14 protein-coding genes are annotated in these 17513 nt (G+C 59.2%); 7 read left to right on the top strand and 7 right to left on the bottom strand.

Going from position 1 to position 17513, the window contains the following annotated elements; all coding sequences use genetic code 11:
* Positions 1–109 precede the first annotated feature (109 nt).
* Entirely contained in the window at positions 110–427 is a 318-nt protein-coding gene (locus BLT54_RS02855) for a DUF4389 domain-containing protein (RefSeq protein WP_074640826.1), read from the top strand.
* Between the two features lie 75 nt (positions 428–502).
* On the opposite strand, the gene BLT54_RS02850 is transcribed toward BLT54_RS02855, so the two are convergent.
* The 3 genes from BLT54_RS02850 to BLT54_RS02840 all read right to left on the bottom strand — a co-directional run bounded on the left by BLT54_RS02850 (position 503) and on the right by BLT54_RS02840 (position 3645).
* On the bottom strand, positions 503–2335 hold the full coding sequence (locus BLT54_RS02850; protein ID WP_074640824.1) for a M3 family oligoendopeptidase: 1833 nt from the start codon (positions 2333–2335) through the stop codon (positions 503–505).
* Positions 2336–2398: 63 nt separating this feature from the next.
* Positions 2399–3349, bottom strand: coding sequence for an alpha/beta fold hydrolase (locus BLT54_RS02845; RefSeq protein WP_074640821.1), 951 nt, complete (start codon positions 3347–3349; stop codon positions 2399–2401).
* Positions 3350–3354: 5 nt separating this feature from the next.
* Positions 3355–3645: an SCP2 sterol-binding domain-containing protein gene (locus BLT54_RS02840; RefSeq protein WP_074640819.1), complete on the bottom strand. Its 291-nt coding sequence runs from the start codon at positions 3643–3645 to the stop codon at positions 3355–3357.
* 95 nt (positions 3646–3740) lie between these two features.
* Between BLT54_RS02840 and BLT54_RS02835 the strand changes: the two genes are divergently transcribed.
* From BLT54_RS02835 to BLT54_RS02810, 5 genes are all read left to right on the top strand, one after another.
* Positions 3741–4319 carry a tetratricopeptide repeat protein gene (locus BLT54_RS02835; RefSeq protein WP_074640817.1) on the top strand — a complete coding sequence of 193 codons (579 nt, stop codon included), beginning with the start codon at positions 3741–3743 and terminating at the stop codon, positions 4317–4319.
* A gap of 50 nt (positions 4320–4369) precedes the next feature.
* Complete coding sequence (locus tag BLT54_RS02830; RefSeq protein WP_074640815.1) at positions 4370–7408, top strand: helicase-related protein; 3039 nt, start codon at positions 4370–4372, stop codon at positions 7406–7408.
* 26 nt (positions 7409–7434) lie between these two features.
* Positions 7435–7830: an RNA-binding S4 domain-containing protein gene (locus BLT54_RS02825; RefSeq protein ID WP_074640812.1), complete on the top strand. Its 396-nt coding sequence runs from the start codon at positions 7435–7437 to the stop codon at positions 7828–7830.
* Between the two features lie 53 nt (positions 7831–7883).
* Positions 7884–8222: a ferredoxin FdxA gene (fdxA, locus tag BLT54_RS02820; protein WP_009572708.1), complete on the top strand. Its 339-nt coding sequence runs from the start codon at positions 7884–7886 to the stop codon at positions 8220–8222.
* Between the two features lie 473 nt (positions 8223–8695).
* A complete protein-coding gene (locus BLT54_RS02810) occupies positions 8696–9211 on the top strand; it encodes a CarD family transcriptional regulator (RefSeq protein WP_009572707.1) in 516 nt (171 codons plus the stop codon).
* Positions 9212–9296: 85 nt separating this feature from the next.
* On the opposite strand, the gene cobS is transcribed toward BLT54_RS02810, so the two are convergent.
* Positions 9297–10073: an adenosylcobinamide-GDP ribazoletransferase gene (gene cobS, locus BLT54_RS02805; RefSeq protein ID WP_074640808.1), complete on the bottom strand. Its 777-nt coding sequence runs from the start codon at positions 10071–10073 to the stop codon at positions 9297–9299.
* Positions 10074–10212: 139 nt separating this feature from the next.
* Between cobS and cobT the strand changes: the two genes are divergently transcribed.
* The gene (cobT, locus tag BLT54_RS02800; protein WP_074641476.1) at positions 10213–11217 is read left to right on the top strand and encodes a nicotinate-nucleotide--dimethylbenzimidazole phosphoribosyltransferase; all 1005 of its coding nucleotides are present in this window, start codon (positions 10213–10215) and stop codon (positions 11215–11217) included.
* A gap of 35 nt (positions 11218–11252) precedes the next feature.
* On the opposite strand, the gene BLT54_RS02795 is transcribed toward cobT, so the two are convergent.
* The 3 genes from BLT54_RS02795 to BLT54_RS02785 all read right to left on the bottom strand — a co-directional run bounded on the left by BLT54_RS02795 (position 11253) and on the right by BLT54_RS02785 (position 17414).
* Positions 11253–13166, bottom strand: a complete 1914-nt coding sequence (locus BLT54_RS02795) for a monovalent cation:proton antiporter-2 (CPA2) family protein (RefSeq protein WP_074640806.1) — start codon at positions 13164–13166, stop codon at positions 11253–11255.
* A gap of 166 nt (positions 13167–13332) precedes the next feature.
* Positions 13333–16242 carry a hypothetical protein gene (locus BLT54_RS02790; protein WP_074640804.1) on the bottom strand — a complete coding sequence of 970 codons (2910 nt, stop codon included), beginning with the start codon at positions 16240–16242 and terminating at the stop codon, positions 13333–13335.
* 167 nt (positions 16243–16409) lie between these two features.
* The gene (locus tag BLT54_RS02785; RefSeq protein WP_074640802.1) at positions 16410–17414 is read right to left on the bottom strand and encodes a hypothetical protein; all 1005 of its coding nucleotides are present in this window, start codon (positions 17412–17414) and stop codon (positions 16410–16412) included.
* Positions 17415–17513: the final 99 nt, after the last annotated feature.

Below are 17513 nucleotides of genomic sequence, written 5' to 3'. Positions count from 1 at the left end.
CAGTTTGCGCATTCCCTTTAAACACCTGTTTATGCTGCAGATGCGTGAAGCGATTTTTGTCTTCGGCCAAACCCTGTAAACTGTCTGGTGAAACATAAAGGAATCACCCATGGCCGACCCGCATGAATTTGATCACGTCATGCCCAATATGTCGTCTTCCGCGCCCAAACGGTTGGAAGAGGTCCAAGAAAACATTGGTGCACGCATTCTGTTTTCGGTGCTGATCTGGATGATGATGAGCTTTGCTTCGACCATCATCGGGTTTTTGGCGGTGCTACAGGCGATTGTGCTTTTGACCACAGGCAAAAAACCAAACGCCCGCATCGCCGGATTTGGCACCGATGTCGGCATCTGGTTCGCCAAAGCGACGCGCTATATCACCGCCGATTCCGAGGAAAAACCTTGGCCTTGGACCGAGTTGGATTGACGAAAACATCCTGAAATCACGCATAAAAAGCCCCCGCGCCATCTGGCCGGGGGCTTTTTCGTAAAGCGGGGGCGATTACTCCATCGCTTCCAATTCATCAATAAAGCCTGAGATCATCGACAGGCCCTTGTCCCAGAATTTGGGATCAGAGGCATCAAGCCCGAAGGGTTTCAACAGCTCGGAATGGTGTTTCGATCCGCCCGCTTTGAGCATGTCGAAATACTTGTCCTGAAAGCCCTCGGGGGATTCTTGATAGGCGGCGTAGAGCGCGTTGACCAAGCCGTCGCCAAACGCATAGGCGTAGACGTAGAACGGCGAGTGGACGAAATGCGGCACATAGGCCCAGAAGGTCTCGTACCCGTCCATGAATTCAAACGCCGGGCCCAAGGATTCACCCTGCACCGACATCCAAAGTTGGCCGATGGCCTCCGGGGTCAATTCGCCGCCTTTGCGCGCCTCGTGGAGTTTGCATTCGAAATCGTAAAAGGCGATTTGGCGCACGACCGTGTTGATCATGTCCTCGACTTTGCCGGCCAAAAGCACCTTGCGCTGTGCCGGGTTGGTGGTGTCGGCCAACAGTTTTTGAAAGGTCAACATTTCACCAAAGACCGAGGCGGTTTCCGCCAAGGTCAGCGGCGTGTCGGCCAAAAGCTCGCCTTGCTCGGCGGCCAGAACCTGGTGCACGCCATGGCCCAATTCATGCGCCAATGTCATGACATCGCGTTGTTTTCCAAGGTAATTGAGCATCACATAGGGATGTGCATCGGTGACGGTCGGATGGGCAAAGGCCCCCGGTGCCTTGCCCGGTTTCACACCCGCATCAATCCAGCCGCGCTCAAAAAACGGCTTGGCGATCTCGGCCATTTTGGGATCAAACCCGGCATAGGCGTCCATCACCATGGCGCGTGCGGTGTCCCAATCGACCACGCGGGTTTCTTCCATCGGCAGCGGCGCGTTGCGGTCCCAGACCTGTAATTTGTCATAGCCCAACCAACCGCGTTTGAGTTCGTAATAGCGGTGCGACAGTTTTGGGTAGGCGGCAACCACGGCGTCACGCAGCGCTTGCACGACCTCGGGTTCGACATCGTTGGACAGGTGCCGCCCGGTTTGCGGCGTCGGCATCCCGCGCCACCGATCCTCGACCTCACCCATTTTGGCCAAAGTGTTGTGAACACGAGAGAAAATCTTAATGTTCTGGCCCAAGACACGGGCCATTTCGCGGGCCGCCGCCTCGCGTTTGTCGCGGTTTTGATCCATCATCAGGGTTGATGTGGCCTCAAGCCCAAGCTCCTTGCCCTCCACCGTAAATTTCAGATCGGCGATGGTTTCGTCAAACAGTTTGTTCCACGCGGAGGCCCCGACAATCGACATATCGTGCTCATAGCGCTCCAACTCATCAGAAAGCTGGTGCGGGCGCATTTTGCGCATCCGCTCAAAGATCGGGCGATAGCGCGACAGGCCCTCATGGGTCAGCATCGCCTCAATCGTCTCATCCGGGATGCGGTTCACTTCAAGCGAGAAAAACACCATCGGCGCGGTGTAGGTCGTCAGCTTGTCCTGAATGTCGGAAAAGAACGTCGCGCGCTCGCTGTCGACGGTGTTTTGGTAATACAAAAGCCCGGCAAACGATCCCAAACGCCCGGCCACCTGCGAAATCCGTTCGTTGCGCAGGATGCAATCATACATGCCCGCACCGTCGAGACCGGCCAGTTTGCCCTCATAATCGCGGGCAAAGGACAGGCAGGCCTCTTCAATCCAATCGAGATCGCGTTTGACCTCGGGGGCGTCGGGGGCGGGATAGAGATCGGTCAGGTCCCATTCCGGCAAGTCTCCAAAGGCCGCGTCACCTCCGGTGGCATTGGCGTCGAAAACCATGTTTTGGGCGAATTGGGGCTGCGTGAACCGCATTGCGTCTCTCCGTTTTGTATCTGTGACACAGAGATAGGCACTCCTGCGCCGTGATGCAAAGGATCAGGCGCTTTGGGCGGCAAAAACTGCGGCCAGACGGTCATAAAACAACGCGCGAGAGGCCGGAGCCTCCATCGGGATCTCGTGGCGACCATGGGCCACCGGCACCAACTCACAAGACGGCCAGCGCGCGACCAGATCTTTGACCGCAGCGGTGTTGACGATTTTCTCATCGGTGCCCAAGAAACACAGCACAGGCACATCCGGCAGCGGTTGCTCGCGGGCCCAATCATTTTCCGCAATCGCTTCGCTCACCCAATGGGTCGAGGGCCCGCCAAGGCCCAGATCGGGCTGGGCGATGATTTGGTCGGTCATATAGCGGTACGTCTCGGCGTCGGAGGTCAAAAGATTGTCCTCAAACGGGTGCCAAAGCATATAGGTCTGGGCTTTCGTGCCCGGTGCACGGCGGTTTTGCAGGCCAAGCGCATGCATCACCGGCGAGAGAAAGCGCACCATGGCCTTTTGGATCGGGGTCAGGCCAATCCCCCACATCGGCGCGGAGAATCCGGCGGCCAGAAAGGGTTTGCCCTCCATCAGCGCGCGCAATCCAATCGCCCCGCCCATCGAATGGCCGAGGATAAACCACGGTTTTGGCATGGTTTTTTCCTCTGCCAAGGTGATCACCGCGTCGAGGTCTTTTTGATAATCCGGGAAGGTGCCGACATGGCCGATGTTGCGATCCGCCAAAAGCCGGTCGGCAATGCCCTGACCCCGCCAATCAATCGCCAAAGAGGCAAAGCCGCGGGCGGCCAAATCCGCCGCACCGCGCCCATATTTTTCAATGCATTCGGTCCTCCCCGGCAGGATGAACACCGTGCCTTTGCACGTCCCATCCCCCTGATAGGGCCAAAGCGCGGCACGGATTCGCACCCCATCCGATGTGGTCAGCCAATAGGCCGATCCACCCTCAGGCCCTTCGGCCAGATCTGCGAAATAGGGGGCGGTTTCCGTCATCGCACTTACGACAGCACGGAGCCGAGTTGCATCGCCAGACCCATGTCGCCGTCGACGGACAATTTGCCCTGCATAAATGCGGCGGTCGGGTTCACGTCGCCCTCGATCATACCTTGAAAGGTTTCAAGATCGGCGGTCAGGGTCACGTCGGCCGCATCGTCAGAGGCGCGCGCGCCCTCGGCGTCGACGACAATCGCGCCTTCGCCTTCGATGACGAATTTCGCCACGCCGGCGTCGAAACCACCGCCCATTTTTTCATTCAGAGCCTCTACCGCTTTGGTGATGACGTCGCTCATTTGGTCTTCCTCCGAAAAATATTATGGCGCGTTTTGTGTGAACGCGGATTTGTGACTTTGACCACGCGCGCCAGAAAGCTACAATCCCAACTGTTATGAAAGCATTACGACAGTTTCTCAAATGTGCCGTTGCGTCCGGGCTGTTTTTTGTCGGGATCGTTGTTTTTTGCACCAGTTCGGTCGCTTTCGCGGCGGATGCGGTGCGCCTGGATGATCTGTTTGACCAATTGTCACAGGCCGACCCCTATGAGGCGGGCCGGATCGAACAGGACATCGTCGTTGAAATGTCACGCTCTGGATCAGATGCGATGGATTTATTGTTGGAGCGGGGCCGGGCGGCCACTCAGGCCGGCGATTTTTCCAGCGCAATCGGTCATCTGACCGCGCTTGTCGATCATGCGCCTGAGTTTCCTGAGGCCTATAACGCCCGTGCCACCGCCTATTTCATGGCGGGGCTGTATGGCCCGGCGCTCAAAGACATCGGTACGGTGCTGACCCGTGAGCCACGCCATTTTGGCGCGCTTTCTGGGCTGGCGGTGATTTTGGAGGAAACCGGAGACGAGGCGGTGGCGTTGGAGGTGCTTTATAAAATCCGCGAGATACATCCGCAGATGGAGGGGCTCAGCGCACGCATTGCCGCTCTGGAACTGGCGCTTGGCGGAACAGCGCTTTAAACATCCCTGACACAGACGCCCATTTGGGGCCAAACAGAAAGACCAAAGCGATGAGCGGCGCGATGGGGACGGGGGGGCGCATCACTGCGGTGCTCGGGCCCACCAATACAGGCAAAACCCACTATGCGATTGAACGCATGTTGGCCTATCGCACCGGCGTGATAGGCCTGCCGTTGCGGCTTTTGGCGCGGGAAGTCTATGACAAGATCGTCGCGCGGCGCGGCCCCTCCGTGGTGGCGTTGGTGACGGGCGAAGAGCGGATTGTCCCCGCGCGGGCGCAATATTGGGTCTGTACTGTTGAGGCGATGCCGACGGGCATGGGGGCGGATTTTCTGGCCGTTGATGAAATTCAACTTTGTGCCGATCCTGAGCGCGGCCATGTGTTCACCGACCGGCTTTTGAACGCGCGCGGCCTGCATGAGACGCTGTTTATGGGCAGCGATTCGATGCGCTCGGTGATTGCCAATCTGGTGCCCAGAGCACAGTTCATGCACCGGGATCGATTCTCACGACTCACCTATTCAGGGTCAAAAAAGATCAGCCGCATGCCCGCGCGCGCCGCCATCGTCGGGTTCTCAGTCGATGATGTCTATGCCATTGCCGAACTGCTCCGCCGTCAAAAAGGTGGTGCGGCGGTGGTTATGGGGGCGCTGAGCCCGCGGACACGTAACGCCCAGGTTGAGATGTATCAAAACGGCGATGTCGATTATCTGGTCGCCACCGATGCGATTGGCATGGGGTTGAATTTGGACGTCACCCATGTGGCGTTTTCCTCATTGATCAAATTCGATGGCCGCCGGATGCGGCATCTCGCGCCCAATGAGTTGGCCCAGATCGCAGGCCGTGCCGGGCGCTATCAAACCGATGGCACATTTGGCGTGACAGGCGAGGCGGAGCCATTTGACGACGAGGTGACCCTCGCCATCGAAGAACATCGGTTTACCCCGATCAAAAAGCTCAATTGGCGCAATTCACGGCTTGAATTCGGCTCTGTCGAGGCGCTCATTCAGTCGCTTGAAAAAATGCCCACCGATCCGGCCTTGGTGCGCGCGCGTGATGCCGATGATCTTTTGTCGCTCAAAACGCTCTCGGATCTCAAATCGGTGCGGCCGCGGGTGCGCACCGGGCGCGATGTGCGGCTGTTGTGGGACGTATGCCGAATCCCCGATTTTCGCGGAATCAGTCACGGCGAACACACGACTCTGCTTGAGCGGATTTATGAATTTTTGCACGAATATGGGCGGGTTCCCGACGATTGGTTGGCCCAGCAGATCAAACGCATTGACCACACGCAGGGCAATATCGACACTTTATCCAAAAGACTCGCCTATATTCGGACTTGGACCTATGTTGCTCAACGCGAAAACTGGGTTGATGACGAAAGCCATTGGCGCGGCGAGACGCGCGCTGTAGAAGACCGTTTGTCGGATGCGCTCCATGGTGCACTGACGCAGAGATTTGTGGACCGGCGGACGAGTGTGCTCCTTCGGCGGCTCAAACAGAAGGAGGGCCTTGTGGCCGACGTGAACGACAAGGGTGAAGTGACGGTTGAGGGCGAGTTCATCGGCCGTCTTGAAGGGTTCCAGTTTATTCAGGACAAATCCGCAACGCCGGATGAGGCAAAGACGTTGGCACAAGCCGCGTTGGCCGCATTGGCACCGGAATTTAGCCTGCGTGCCGACCGGTTCTATAATGCGCCGGACACAGAAATGGATTTCACCGATCAAGGTGGCCTGATGTGGGGCGAACATGCCGTGGGCAAACTGGTTGCAGGCGATGACATTTTGAAACCGCGCGCGGTGGCATTTGTCGCCGAGGGCGCAAGCGTTGATGTGGCTGAAAAAGTCCAACGCCGGTTGCAGCATTTCATCGACCGCAAAATCGCGACCCTGTTTGAACCGCTGTTGAATCTGACCCGCGACGAGACCCTGACCGGGTTGGCGCGTGGCTTTGCCTTCCGTTTGGGCGAAAGCTATGGCGTGATCCCGCGCGATCAGGTGGCAACAGAGGTCAAGGAACTGGATCAAGACGCCCGTGGCGCGCTGCGCAAACATGGTGTGCGCTTTGGTCAGTTCACGATCTTTCTGCCGCTTTTGTTGAAACCCGCGCCGACCCGGCTGCGGCTTTTGCTTTGGGCGTTGAACGCGAAATTCGACGAATTCCCCGACAGCCCGCCCGCAGGTCTGGTGACCATTCCCGCCGTTGTGGATGCGCCAGAGGGCTATTATGTCACTTCCGGCTATCGTTTGGCCGGTGCGCGTGCGATCCGCATCGACATGTTGGAACGTCTGGCCGATTTGCTGCGCGGACAAGACAGCCGGGGCGGCTTTGAGGCCAACCCAGACATGTTGTCGATCACCGGCATGACATTGGAACAATTCGCCGATCTTATGGTGGGTCTGGGCTATAAGGCCGAAAAGGGCGAACGCCCCAAGGTCAAAGCCGTTGATAAGGTGATCCCGACTGACGCCGCACCAACTGACGCTGCACCGACCGACCCTGACGCGAGCGACGCAGTCACCGACACGCCGGTGTTTGACGCCGGGACGCCGGCTGTGGTCAATGTGGGCGCTGTGACCGAAGAGGCTTTGCCTGCTGCGGATGCTGTGGCTGAGGCGGCTGAAATCATCGACGAGGGCCTTGCGCCAAGCGCCGAGATCGCGGCTGATCTGGCTCCGGCTGATGCCATTTCCGAGGTCACAGATGCCGAAGTGCCAACAGGTGAGGCCGCAGATGCGGCTTTGGCTGGCGCTGAGATGGAAAGCTTTGTGACCTTCACTTGGGGCGGCAATCGCGGTGGAAACCGTGGCGGCAACCGGGGTCAAAACCGTCAAGGTGGTGATCGTCAGGGCGGGGATCGCCAAGCTGGCGAACGCCAAGGCGGTGAGCGTCCGCAGGGCAAAAAATCCGGCGGCAAACCACATGGTAAACCCGATGGCAAAGGTGGCAAACCGCGCCGGGATGGGGGCAAAGGCAAAGACGGCAACAAGCCGCAAAGCTTCTCCGCCCGCCCGCCGCGCAAAGAAAAGCCGATCGACATGGATAACCCCTTCGCCGCTGCGCTGATGGGTTTGAAAGACAAAAAGTAAGAGGCCCCAATGTCTACGGTGCGCCTATGATGGAAAAGCGGGACAGCCTTCGCCTCGACAAGTGGCTTTGGTATGCCCGCTTTTTCAAAACCCGCAGCTTGGCCGCCAAGATCGTCACCGGCGGCCATGTGCGGGTCAACGCAAACAAAGTGTCGAAAGCCTCCACCGCCGTTGGGGCAGGGGATGTTTTGACCTTTGCACAGGGCAATCACGTCCGCGTTGTTAAACTGATCGCCTGTGGCACCCGCCGCGGACCTGCCCCCGAAGCCCAAGCGCTGTACGAGGATCTCAGCCCGCCGATGACCCATGTGCCGGGAGATAAGGATTATGTTCCGCCCGCGCCAAAGTTTGAGGGAAAAGGGCGTCCCACAAAGAAAGATCGTCGCACTGGTCTCCTTTCTCGCTCCGATATGCTTGAATGATCGCGCCTATCCAGTTAGCAAAGGCGCGAGATATTAGATTTGGATGAGCCGACATGACCTACGTCGTTATCGAGAACTGCATCGCCTGCAAATACACCGACTGTGTCGAGGTATGCCCTGTGGATTGTTTCTACGAGGGCGAAAACATGTTGGTGATCCACCCGGACGAGTGCATTGACTGTGGTGTCTGCGAACCGGAATGCCCCGCCGATGCGATCCGCCCGGACACTGAGCCGGACATGGAAAAATGGGTCGAGTTCAACCGCAAATATTCCGAAGCCTGGCCGGTCATTTTGGCCAAAAAAGACCCGCTGCCGGGCTACGAAGAAAAAGACGGCGAAAGCGGCAAGATGGAGAAATATTTCTCCGAAGCACCGGGTGAAGGTTCCTAAAGCGTTCGGCCTTTCCGCTGTCTCAGGTTAAGGGCGTGACGCTTTAAACCACGCGCCGACCCCGCCTTGCGGCACAGATGCAGATTTCTATAGATGATTCGCGGTGTTCATGGTTTCGATTTCGGAGCCGTTTTCGTCTTTAGAGTCGGCTCATCCTCTTAAAAACAAGGGGAAGGGGCCTGAAAACCGGGTGGATATCCGATCCGGGCTGCGCGCCGCGCTTTCTTTGGCCCTATTTTTGTGCTATATTGATCAAACCACATCAGGGCATATCAACCTCAACCCCCAAAGCTTGCTTTTCAGGGGATTGGGTTTTTCGCGCCAAATTTAGACCCAAAAGCTCCCTCGGGGCCAGATGGTTCCCGACCGTAGGCGTTTATGGTGCCGGATTGGGTGAGGCAATGTGAGACCCGCGCCGAGGATAAGCGCCCGATGATGTGCCTAAAAGGTTCCTGCGAGGAAAAAGACTGCAAATGAGCAAGACCAGAAAATTAGACTTCCGCCCCAGTGATTTCGTTGTTTACCCCGCCCATGGCGTGGGTCAGATCGTGTCGATCGAAGAACAGGAAATCGCGGGCATGTCCCTCGAGCTTTTCGTCATCTCCTTTGAAAAGGACAAGATGACGCTGCGCGTTCCGACCAACAAAGCGACCGAAGTGGGCATGCGCTCACTCAGCTCGCCCGATGTGGTCAACGAAGCCATGCGTACGCTTAAAGGCAAGGCCAAGGTCAAACGCGCCATGTGGTCACGCCGGGCGCAGGAGTATGAGCAAAAAATCAACTCCGGCGACCTGATCGCCATCGCCGAAGTGGTCCGCGACCTGCATCGCACCGACGATCAGCGCGAGCAAAGCTATTCTGAGCGTCAGCTCTATGAAGCCGCCCTCGACCGCCTGACCCGCGAATTCGCGGCCGTGTCCGGCTCGGATGAGACCGAGGCGCAAAAGAAAATCTCTGACGTGCTCGTCGGCCGTGTGGCCGCCGCCTGATCACGCCTGTGATGTAGACATGATGACCGCCGTAAGGGAAACCTTGCGGCGGTTTTTTATCGGCATACAAGTTAAGTCAGCCAAGTTAAGTCAGCGCCGTAAACACCGTCAGGGCCGCAATCTCGCAAAGCACTTGGGTTGCGCCCAAAACATCGCCGGTTTGTCCGCCGATTTTGGACCGCGCGATTTTGCCCGCGACAAAGCTGGTCAGCATGACGACAGAGGCCGCAATCACGGTCGGGACAAAGCCGACCACAATCCAAGACAGCGCCAAAGCCACCATGGCCCCAAGACTCGCCGCATCGCGCGGTGGCCGCCCGGTTTTGACGGAGAGACCATCCGCGCGGGCATGGGGCAAAAGCAGCATCACATAGGGCAGAGAGGCGCGCGACAGCACGGCAGAGGCGATGAGCGCGGTGACGATCACATCCTCATGCGCCAAAACGGAGAGCGCCGAGAACCGCAACAGCAAGGCCAAGCCAAGCGCCAAAACCCCGTAGGTGCCGATGCGGCTGTCATGCATGATCTCAAGGCGCCTAAGGCGCTCCCAGCCGCCCCAAAACCCATCGGCACAATCGGCCAAGCCGTCTTCGTGCATCGCGCCCGTGACAATCACCGCCGCCGCCATGGCGAACCCGGCGGTCAGGCTCGCGCCCAATCCAAACCAACCGGCAATGGTTGCCACGGCACCGGCCACAAGCCCGACCGCAAGCCCGGCCACAGGAAAGGCCCAAGCCGCCTGTGCCGTGCGGGTGAACCCGGCCTTGACCGGGATGCGCGTCAGAAGGGCGAGGCTGGTGGCGATGTCCTCGGCCCGTGGTTTAAAACGCGGTGTGAAACGTGGTGTGTCGGCTTTGGTCATGGACGTCTCCTTTGCGGCAAATCGGTCCTGTCCTTGGTCTGTCTCTCGGGATAAAACCCCAGAGACACGAATACAATGCCAGACAAAGACAATGCCAGACAAAGACAATGCCCAGACAAACAATGAGGGAGCGCGGTACATGGCTTTTTCCGATCTTGCCGGATTTGAACGGATTCTGAAACAGGCCCCCGGCCCGGATATGGAGGCGCAAGCCGCAGCGACCGCGCGCAATGCGCAACTGACCAAACCCGCCGGCAGCCTTGGCCGTTTGGAAGAGATCGGCATTTGGTATGCGGCCTGGCGCGGTGAGGGCCGTCCCCGGATTGAAAAGCCTCAGGTGGCGATTTTTGCCGGAAATCACGGTGTGACCGCGCGCGGCGTGTCGGCCTTTCCGGTCGAAGTGACGGTGCAAATGGTCGCGAATTTCCAACAGGGCGGGGCGGCGATCAACCAATTGGCGCGCAACGCAGGCGCGTCGATGTCGGTGCATGCGCTTGATCTGGACCGCCCAACCGGGGATTTCACCGAGACCGTGGCGATGTCTGATGAGGACTGCGTGCGCGCCCTCAAAACTGGCTGGGACGCGGTCGATCCAAAGGCCGATCTTTTGGTCGTCGGCGAAATGGGCATCGGCAACACCACCTCGGCGGCGGCGATGGCCAATGCTTTGTTTGGCGGCACTGCGGCGGATTGGGTCGGGCGCGGCACCGGCGTGGATGACGCCGGGCTGAAGATCAAAGAAGAGGTCTGTGCCGCGGGCGTGGCCCTGCATGGCGGCAAAGCCCCGCTTGCGATCCTTGCGAGTTTAGGCGGGCGTGAAGTGGCGGCGATGGCGGGCGCGATCGCGCGGGCGCGGGTCCTGCGCATCCCGGTGATTTTGGACGGGTTCATTTGCTGTGCGGCGGCGGCTTGTCTTGAAAAGGCGGTGCCGGGGGCTTTGGACCATTGCATCGCCGGGCATCAGTCCGCCGAAGCGGCCCATCGCGCCGTCCTCAAGGAGATCGGCAAAGAGCCGTTGGTGTCACTGGGTCTGCGCCTTGGCGAAGGCTCGGGCGCGGGCTTGGTTATCCCTTTGGTCAAAGGCGCGGTCGAATGCCTGTCGGGCATGGCGACCTTTGCCGAGGCTGGCGTGTCGGCGGGGTAAACGGAGCGTCGGGTGTCACGGCGCGCGTGGTTTGACTACGCGCGCTCCTGAGGCTCTTTGCTTTTATCCTTAATTTCCGCGCGCTTCTTTTCCAAAAGCGCAATCAATTCCGCCTCAAAATCGGTGGCCAAACTGCGCGAGCGTTCGATATAGGCGGTGTTCTCCGCCGTCGGAATATTCGGGTCCCAAAGCTGTGCCATGATCCGCAACGCCTCGCGGTCATGTTGGTAATAGGCCTGTTCGGTGACCGAGGCATCGTATTCGGAAAACCCCATCTGTTCCAAGACATAGCGGCCCGCACGCAGGGAACTGTCGAACATTTCGCGCACGATTTTATCGGCCCCGGCTTGGTATAATTCATAGACATGGATGCGGTCGCGGGCACGGGCGATGATGAACAGGTCGGGCCGCTGTTTGCGAGCATAGGCGACCAAATGCACCGCCGCTTTTTGATCATCAAGCGCCACCACCAAAATCTTTGCCGTCTCAAGCCCGGCCGCATGCAAAAGTTCGGGGCGGGTCGGGTCGCCAAAAAAGCCCTTAAAGCCAAATTTGCGCATCAGTTGAATGGTTTTCAGATCATGATCCAACACCGTGGTGTGAAAGCCTGAGGCCTGCACCAAGCGGTTCACCACCTGGCCAAACCGCCCGATCCCGGCGATGATGATGGAATGTTGTTCGTCGATCTTGTCGTCAGGCTGATCCTCGACCCGGTCGGCCAATTTTTGGCGCAGGGTATCATGCAGCATGAAAAACAGCGGCGTGAACATCAAGGACAGGGCAATGACCAGCAACACGCGTTCGGCCAAATAGGTCGACAAAACATGCTGTTGCAGGGCGAAAGTGGTCAAGACCATGCCAAACTCCCCGGCCTGCGCCAGCGAGAGGGCAAAGAGCCATTGCGCCTGTTTGCGCAGCGCAAAAATCCGCCCGATGACAAACAGGATCACCCCCTTTGACACCATCAACACCACGGTCAGCCCGATGATCAAAATCGGATCGCGAAACAGCACCGTAAAGTTGATACCGGCGCCGACCGCGATGAAAAACAGCCCCAAAAGCAGACCTTTGAACGGCTCGATTGAGCTTTCCAATTCATGGCGAAATTCGGAGTTGGCCAAGACGACACCGGCCAGGAATGTGCCAAGGGCGGGGGAGAGACCGACGGAGCTCATCAACAGTGCGATGCCGATGACGATGAGCAGGGCCACCGCCGTGTAAATCTCGCGCATATTGGCGGCGTGGATATAGCGAAATACCGGACGGGTCAGAAAAATCCCGGCCAATATGATCGCCGCAACGGCACCCAAAGTCACCAAGGTGACACCCCATGCGGGCAGGCCTTCGACCAAAGACACGCTATGTTCGCTGGCCACTTTCGCCAAATCCGATGGACGGCTGATCGAGCCATCCGGGTTGATCGTCAGGAGCGATCCCGTGGCCAAAAGCGGCATGACGGCCAACATCGGGATCACCGCGATGTCTTGGGTCAAAAGCACGGAAAACGCCGCGCGCCCACCGCCCGTATGGATCAGTTTCTTTTCAGAGAGGGTCTGAAGCACCACGGCAGTCGAGGACAAGGATAAGATCATCCCAAGCGCCAGCCCGGTCTGCCATTCCAGCCCGGCCCAGACCGAAGCCCCGGTGATCGCGGCGCCAGTGGCGATAATTTGCAGCCCGCCCAGACCAATCAACCGATGGCGCATCTCCCAAAGGGCACGCGGGTCAAGCTCAAGCCCGATAAGGAACAGCATCATCACCACGCCAAATTCGGCAAAATGCATCAGATCGGTGCTCTGCGAATGCTGGACCAAACCAAGCACCGGCCCAATCATCATCCCGGCAATCAAATAGCCCAACACAGACCCCAACCCGAGCCTGCGCGCCAGAGGCACGGCGACAACAATGGCGGCGAGGTAAATGACGGCTTGGGCCAACATGCCTTGCATCCGGGGACTCCGATCTGGGGTGTGTCTGTTTGATCTAAGAGGTATAGGCCTGCGCGCGCGCGACAAGAGCGCGTGGCCATTTTCCAAAAGATTGTTGCGCTGAGGGCATTTAAATCGTCGCAAACCCGCCAAATGTCCGCAATCGGGCAAACGGCGCTGCTGTGCCTTAGCCCGCAACCTCAAGTGTGATCGAACGGCCGTTTTTCACATAGGTCAGAGAGTCAGAGCCAATGGATTGCACCCGTCCGCCGTCGATCTTGTCACCGATCTTGACCTTGGCAAAACGCCCAGATGGCAGACGCACAAGGGCGCGGCGATCTGAACTGGAGCCATAGACGCCCATCAGGTTCAAGGCGCGCAGGTTGATCGCATTTTTCACCGTCGCGGCGCGCGCCACGGTGGTGGGGGCGCTGGACGGGATTTTGCTATCGGGTACACGCGCCGTGACGGTCGAGGCGGCGGAGGTTTTCGTTGTGCCCTCATCGGTGGCAATGGCGGCGGCAGCCGCTGCGGCTGCGGCGGCAGCGGCGAGTTTTGAGAAATCTTTTGGGCGCTCTTTCGGGATCAAAGAGGCAACCACGACCGGCGCGGTCGGTGCGGGGGCGTTGGCCCCGGCCACAATCGCCTCTTGGGCGGCTTGTTCCTGAGCGGAAGCCGGGCGGAATTTTGGCCGGAACCCACCCAGTTGCGCGCGGGTGATACCACCCAGATTGGCCTTTTCATTGTTCTCAACCAAGGCCTCGGGGCGCAATTTGGGGCGGAATTCAGCAAGCGCCAAACGCACCGGATCATCCGCCGCCACAGGGGCCGGATTGAGTGCGGTTTCCACCGCCTCATTCACGGCGCTGCCGGGGCGGGCACCGGGGACAATTGCGGGACGTCCGGCATAAATCACCGTGCCATCCGGTGTCACGGTCCCCTCGGGTGTGGCACGGATAAACCCGGCATCATCATAGTCATAGCGTGTGCCAAAAGGCGCAGGCGTGGGGGCCGCGCGTGGTGGCACGTCGCCTTGATGGCGGGCCACATCGACCAAAGCCCCCGCATCTTGCGACTGGATGCCGGGATCGATCGAGGCGACGTAGACGTCATCCACGCTGTCTTCCACAACCGCGCCGTCCCCCGCATCGGGGGCCAGCGGCCAGATGCCGGTCGCGGCATAATCAGCAGTGAGATCCGCCAGATCGGTTTGGGGCGCCTCATCCACAGTGCCAAGCGGGGCAGGGCGGGAGGCCTCTTCCAAAAGCTCAGGCGTCAATTCCGCCTCTTCGTCAGCCACATCGGTTTCGACCGTCCCCACCGCGTCAGATGCGGGAGCCGTCCCCGCCGTGTCAGACGCGGGATCGGCTTCGACCAGAGCCGTGTTGGGTACAGTTGGCTCGTCGTCGGGGAGAGACTCCGTTGCACTGGTCTCGGCGGGTGTCTCTGAGGTTTCAGACGTTGGCAAAAGCCCGGCAATCAGACCAACCAACAAGAGCAACGCCACCAACGCCCCGGTCAGGATCAACCCAAGGCGACGCGGTTTGCGCGCGGCCTCGCGGTTGCGGCGGCGGGCACCGAAGACGGTCATCGCCTCGGCTTCATCGCGCGTGTTGTCAACCGAGTCGAGACCCGCGGCGCGATCTGAAAGCGGCCTCATCGCCGTGTCGTCACCGCCGTTCTGAGCGACAGGTGCAGTGAGGATATCGGTGGTGCTAAAGCCTTTGGTGCTTTTCTTCGCGGGGGTCGCAAGCTCGGTTTTGGCCTTTGTGACGGCAGGTTTTGCCTTTTGCGCGGCGCGCACTGAGAGGGTTTTGAGCTTGCCAAGGGTCGCGGCCGCTTTGCTGGGTTTATCAGAAGGCGACGCGGGGGACGGTCGCGTCTGTGCAGGCAGGGGCGCGGGCATGGGGGGCGGTTCCGGCAAAGGCCCGGTTTTGCGCGGCTTGATCGGTTTGGGTTTGGGCGCGCTGTCGTCCGGGGCCAAAGGCAGGTCGCCCGAGGTCACAGGCACATGCACCGCGATATGCGGATGGTCTTGCGGCGCGGGGGCAGGGGTAGGGGTAGAGGCAGGGGCCGCCACGTTGGGCATCTGTGCGGATGTGACCTCAGGGGATTTGTGCACATCGGCCAGGACCCGCAGCGGCTGGGCCGACACACGTGGCACACCCGACAGGGCCTCAGGATTGTCAGCCGGTGCGGCACCCAAAGCGCGACGGGATTGAAACGAAGAGGGCGCTTCGGGCGTCGCGGCTCTGAAAGCGTCAGCTGTGTCTGGCGTATCAGGCGGGGTGACCTTTGGCTCTTGTGCCTCGGGTGTAAGCAGATTGGCCTCAAGCCTGTCGGGGGCCGTCACATCCTCAGGCTCAAACGCGGGTTCCGGCTCGTGTCGCGGGGCAGGTGTTTCGATCTGCTCTGCCTGTTTGGGGGCAACATCAGCCGTCTCTTCAGCCGTCTGGCCCTCGTCTATATCGGCAATCGCTGCGGGTTCGGGCGCAGGGGCAGGAACGGGCGCAGGAACAGGTTCGGGAACGGGCGCAGGCTCCACCTCGCGATGCGCCAAAATCGTAATCGCGTCAACGTCCGGTTCAATCCGTGTCTTTGCCCCGACCAAATCGTCGGCGGCTTTGGCGCGGCCAAAAAACGGCTCGCCCAGATAGGATTCAGCCGCGGGCAGAGCGACAAAAGACACCGGGTTGAACCGATGCTCCGTTGCGAAATATTCAGCTTCTTCAAGGGTTTCCTTGGCAACGATCGCGACTTGGATGGTGCCGGATGTCACCACCCAATCCCAAACCAAATCGGTCAAGTCATAGGGGGTCGCGCCCTCAAGAGAGGCGCGAATAGCGGTCTCGCGCGCTCTGTCTGAACCGCCGGGATCGGGCAGGCTGCGATAGAGGATTTGACTGTTCGGGATGACCAGTTTGGTGGCCAGACCGGCGGTCGAGACAGCGGTGGCGGTGCGCCGCAGCTCGGCCAGCTCTTTGGCCATGTCGGGGGCGTCCAGTGCGACCTCGCCCATCTGATGCCACCCGGCGGAGGCGCGGTGCAACAGAACGATGCCATCATGGCTTAGGTTGAGGGCAAAATTCGGTTTCATTTCCGGGGACTGGCTCGGTTTGACGCGGTTCGAGAGGCACCCTAACGCAGCTTTTGGATGGTGCAAAGCGAAACCGACCCCGGATTTGGCCGTGGTGCTGCGGCGGGCGAACTCTTGCCGCCCCGCCGGGAGGACCGTGCCTCAGCCCCGCCCGAGTCAAACCCGCCTTAGCGCATCCAAAGCCCGGCTTTTTTGATTTGATTGCGGATCATCTGTTCGCGCCGGGGCAAATGGTCGCGATCAAACATGGCGCGGATTTTTTCGCCTTTGGGCTGATAGACCAAGCGTTTGATTGGCTCATATTCTTTGAGCACCTTTTTGATCCAGTTGGGCGAAGAAATCTCGCGCAGCACGTCAACCGCGTGATCGCTTTCGCGGGCAAAGAGCAGCGGGAAAGTGCGGTAATGGCACGAGATCGCGCCATCGAGCGTGTTCTCTGGCAAGGTGGTGCGCGCACCGCCAAAGGAATGGATCACCAAGGGCAAAGCGACCTGATCGAGCCAAGGATCAAAGGTCTGAAGCGCTGCGGCTTGGGGCGGATCATCGCGAATGGCGAGGGCGTAGTCCAAGAACCGCTGACCAAATTCATGCGGACATGAGTAAAAGAAAAAACCCGCGTTGAAATAGAGGTAGCGGCGCCAATATTCGTCCGGTTGATCGAGATCGAGCGTGGTTTCAAACTCCAACCCGAATTTGTCATAGAGCGATTTCCAAATCTCGCCATAACCCGGCCCGTAGAGTTCGATTTGTGGCCAGGTGCCTTCGACCTTTTGACTGGCGCAGGGACGGTCAAAATCGAACGGCACTGCGGAGAGCGGCCCGGTGATCAGCGTGTCACTGTCGAAAAACACGAAAGGCTCGCCCTTGGGCAAGGCAAACAGCGCCTCGATTTTATTGCCATAGGGGTAGGCCTGGCCGAAATGGCGCGATTCAAACGGCAGGATCTCCGCATCAAGGCGTTTGAACGCCTCCAGCGCATCGGATTGTTTCATCCGCGGATCGCCATTCCAAAGCGCGCCCGGTTGCGGTTCGGCGATAAACAGCCGGCCTTTGAACTCCGGGTCCGAGGCACGCAGAGAGGCCGCGAACAGCAGAGCCTCATACATCAAGCGACCGTTTTGGCCGACGATGACAATATTGAATGGAGTGGGATTTTGAGGCTTACTGGTCATACGCACTACTTTGATCTGATCGGGAGGGCACCTGTTCGTCGGACTATACGGTGGTTCGCTGTGTATCAAAAGGTGCTAATTCCCTTGTTTGCAAAAGGA

This window comes from Celeribacter baekdonensis (genome assembly GCF_900102315.1).
Lineage (GTDB): Bacteria > Pseudomonadota > Alphaproteobacteria > Rhodobacterales > Rhodobacteraceae > Celeribacter > Celeribacter baekdonensis.
Note: the sequence above shows the minus strand (reverse complement) of the source record. Positions and strands in the feature narration are given on the sequence as shown.

Bases quoted from the DNA above. Each gene is read 5' to 3' on its own strand.
- BLT54_RS02855 (WP_074640826.1), top strand. From the start codon at position 110: ATGGCCGACCCGCATGAATTTGATCACGTCATGCCCAATATGTCGTCT.
- BLT54_RS02850 (WP_074640824.1), bottom strand. From the start codon at position 2,335: ATGCGGTTCACGCAGCCCCAATTCGCCCAAAACATGGTTTTCGACGCC.
- BLT54_RS02845 (WP_074640821.1), bottom strand. From the start codon at position 3,349: ATGACGGAAACCGCCCCCTATTTCGCAGATCTGGCCGAAGGGCCTGAG.
- BLT54_RS02840 (WP_074640819.1), bottom strand. From the start codon at position 3,645: ATGAGCGACGTCATCACCAAAGCGGTAGAGGCTCTGAATGAAAAAATG.
- BLT54_RS02835 (WP_074640817.1), top strand. From the start codon at position 3,741: ATGAAAGCATTACGACAGTTTCTCAAATGTGCCGTTGCGTCCGGGCTG.
- BLT54_RS02830 (WP_074640815.1), top strand. From the start codon at position 4,370: ATGAGCGGCGCGATGGGGACGGGGGGGCGCATCACTGCGGTGCTCGGG.
- BLT54_RS02825 (WP_074640812.1), top strand. From the start codon at position 7,435: ATGATGGAAAAGCGGGACAGCCTTCGCCTCGACAAGTGGCTTTGGTAT.
- fdxA (WP_009572708.1), top strand. From the start codon at position 7,884: ATGACCTACGTCGTTATCGAGAACTGCATCGCCTGCAAATACACCGAC.
- BLT54_RS02810 (WP_009572707.1), top strand. From the start codon at position 8,696: ATGAGCAAGACCAGAAAATTAGACTTCCGCCCCAGTGATTTCGTTGTT.
- cobS (WP_074640808.1), bottom strand. From the start codon at position 10,073: ATGACCAAAGCCGACACACCACGTTTCACACCGCGTTTTAAACCACGG.
- cobT (WP_074641476.1), top strand. From the start codon at position 10,213: ATGGCTTTTTCCGATCTTGCCGGATTTGAACGGATTCTGAAACAGGCC.
- BLT54_RS02795 (WP_074640806.1), bottom strand. From the start codon at position 13,166: ATGCAAGGCATGTTGGCCCAAGCCGTCATTTACCTCGCCGCCATTGTT.
- BLT54_RS02790 (WP_074640804.1), bottom strand. From the start codon at position 16,242: ATGAAACCGAATTTTGCCCTCAACCTAAGCCATGATGGCATCGTTCTG.
- BLT54_RS02785 (WP_074640802.1), bottom strand. From the start codon at position 17,414: ATGACCAGTAAGCCTCAAAATCCCACTCCATTCAATATTGTCATCGTC.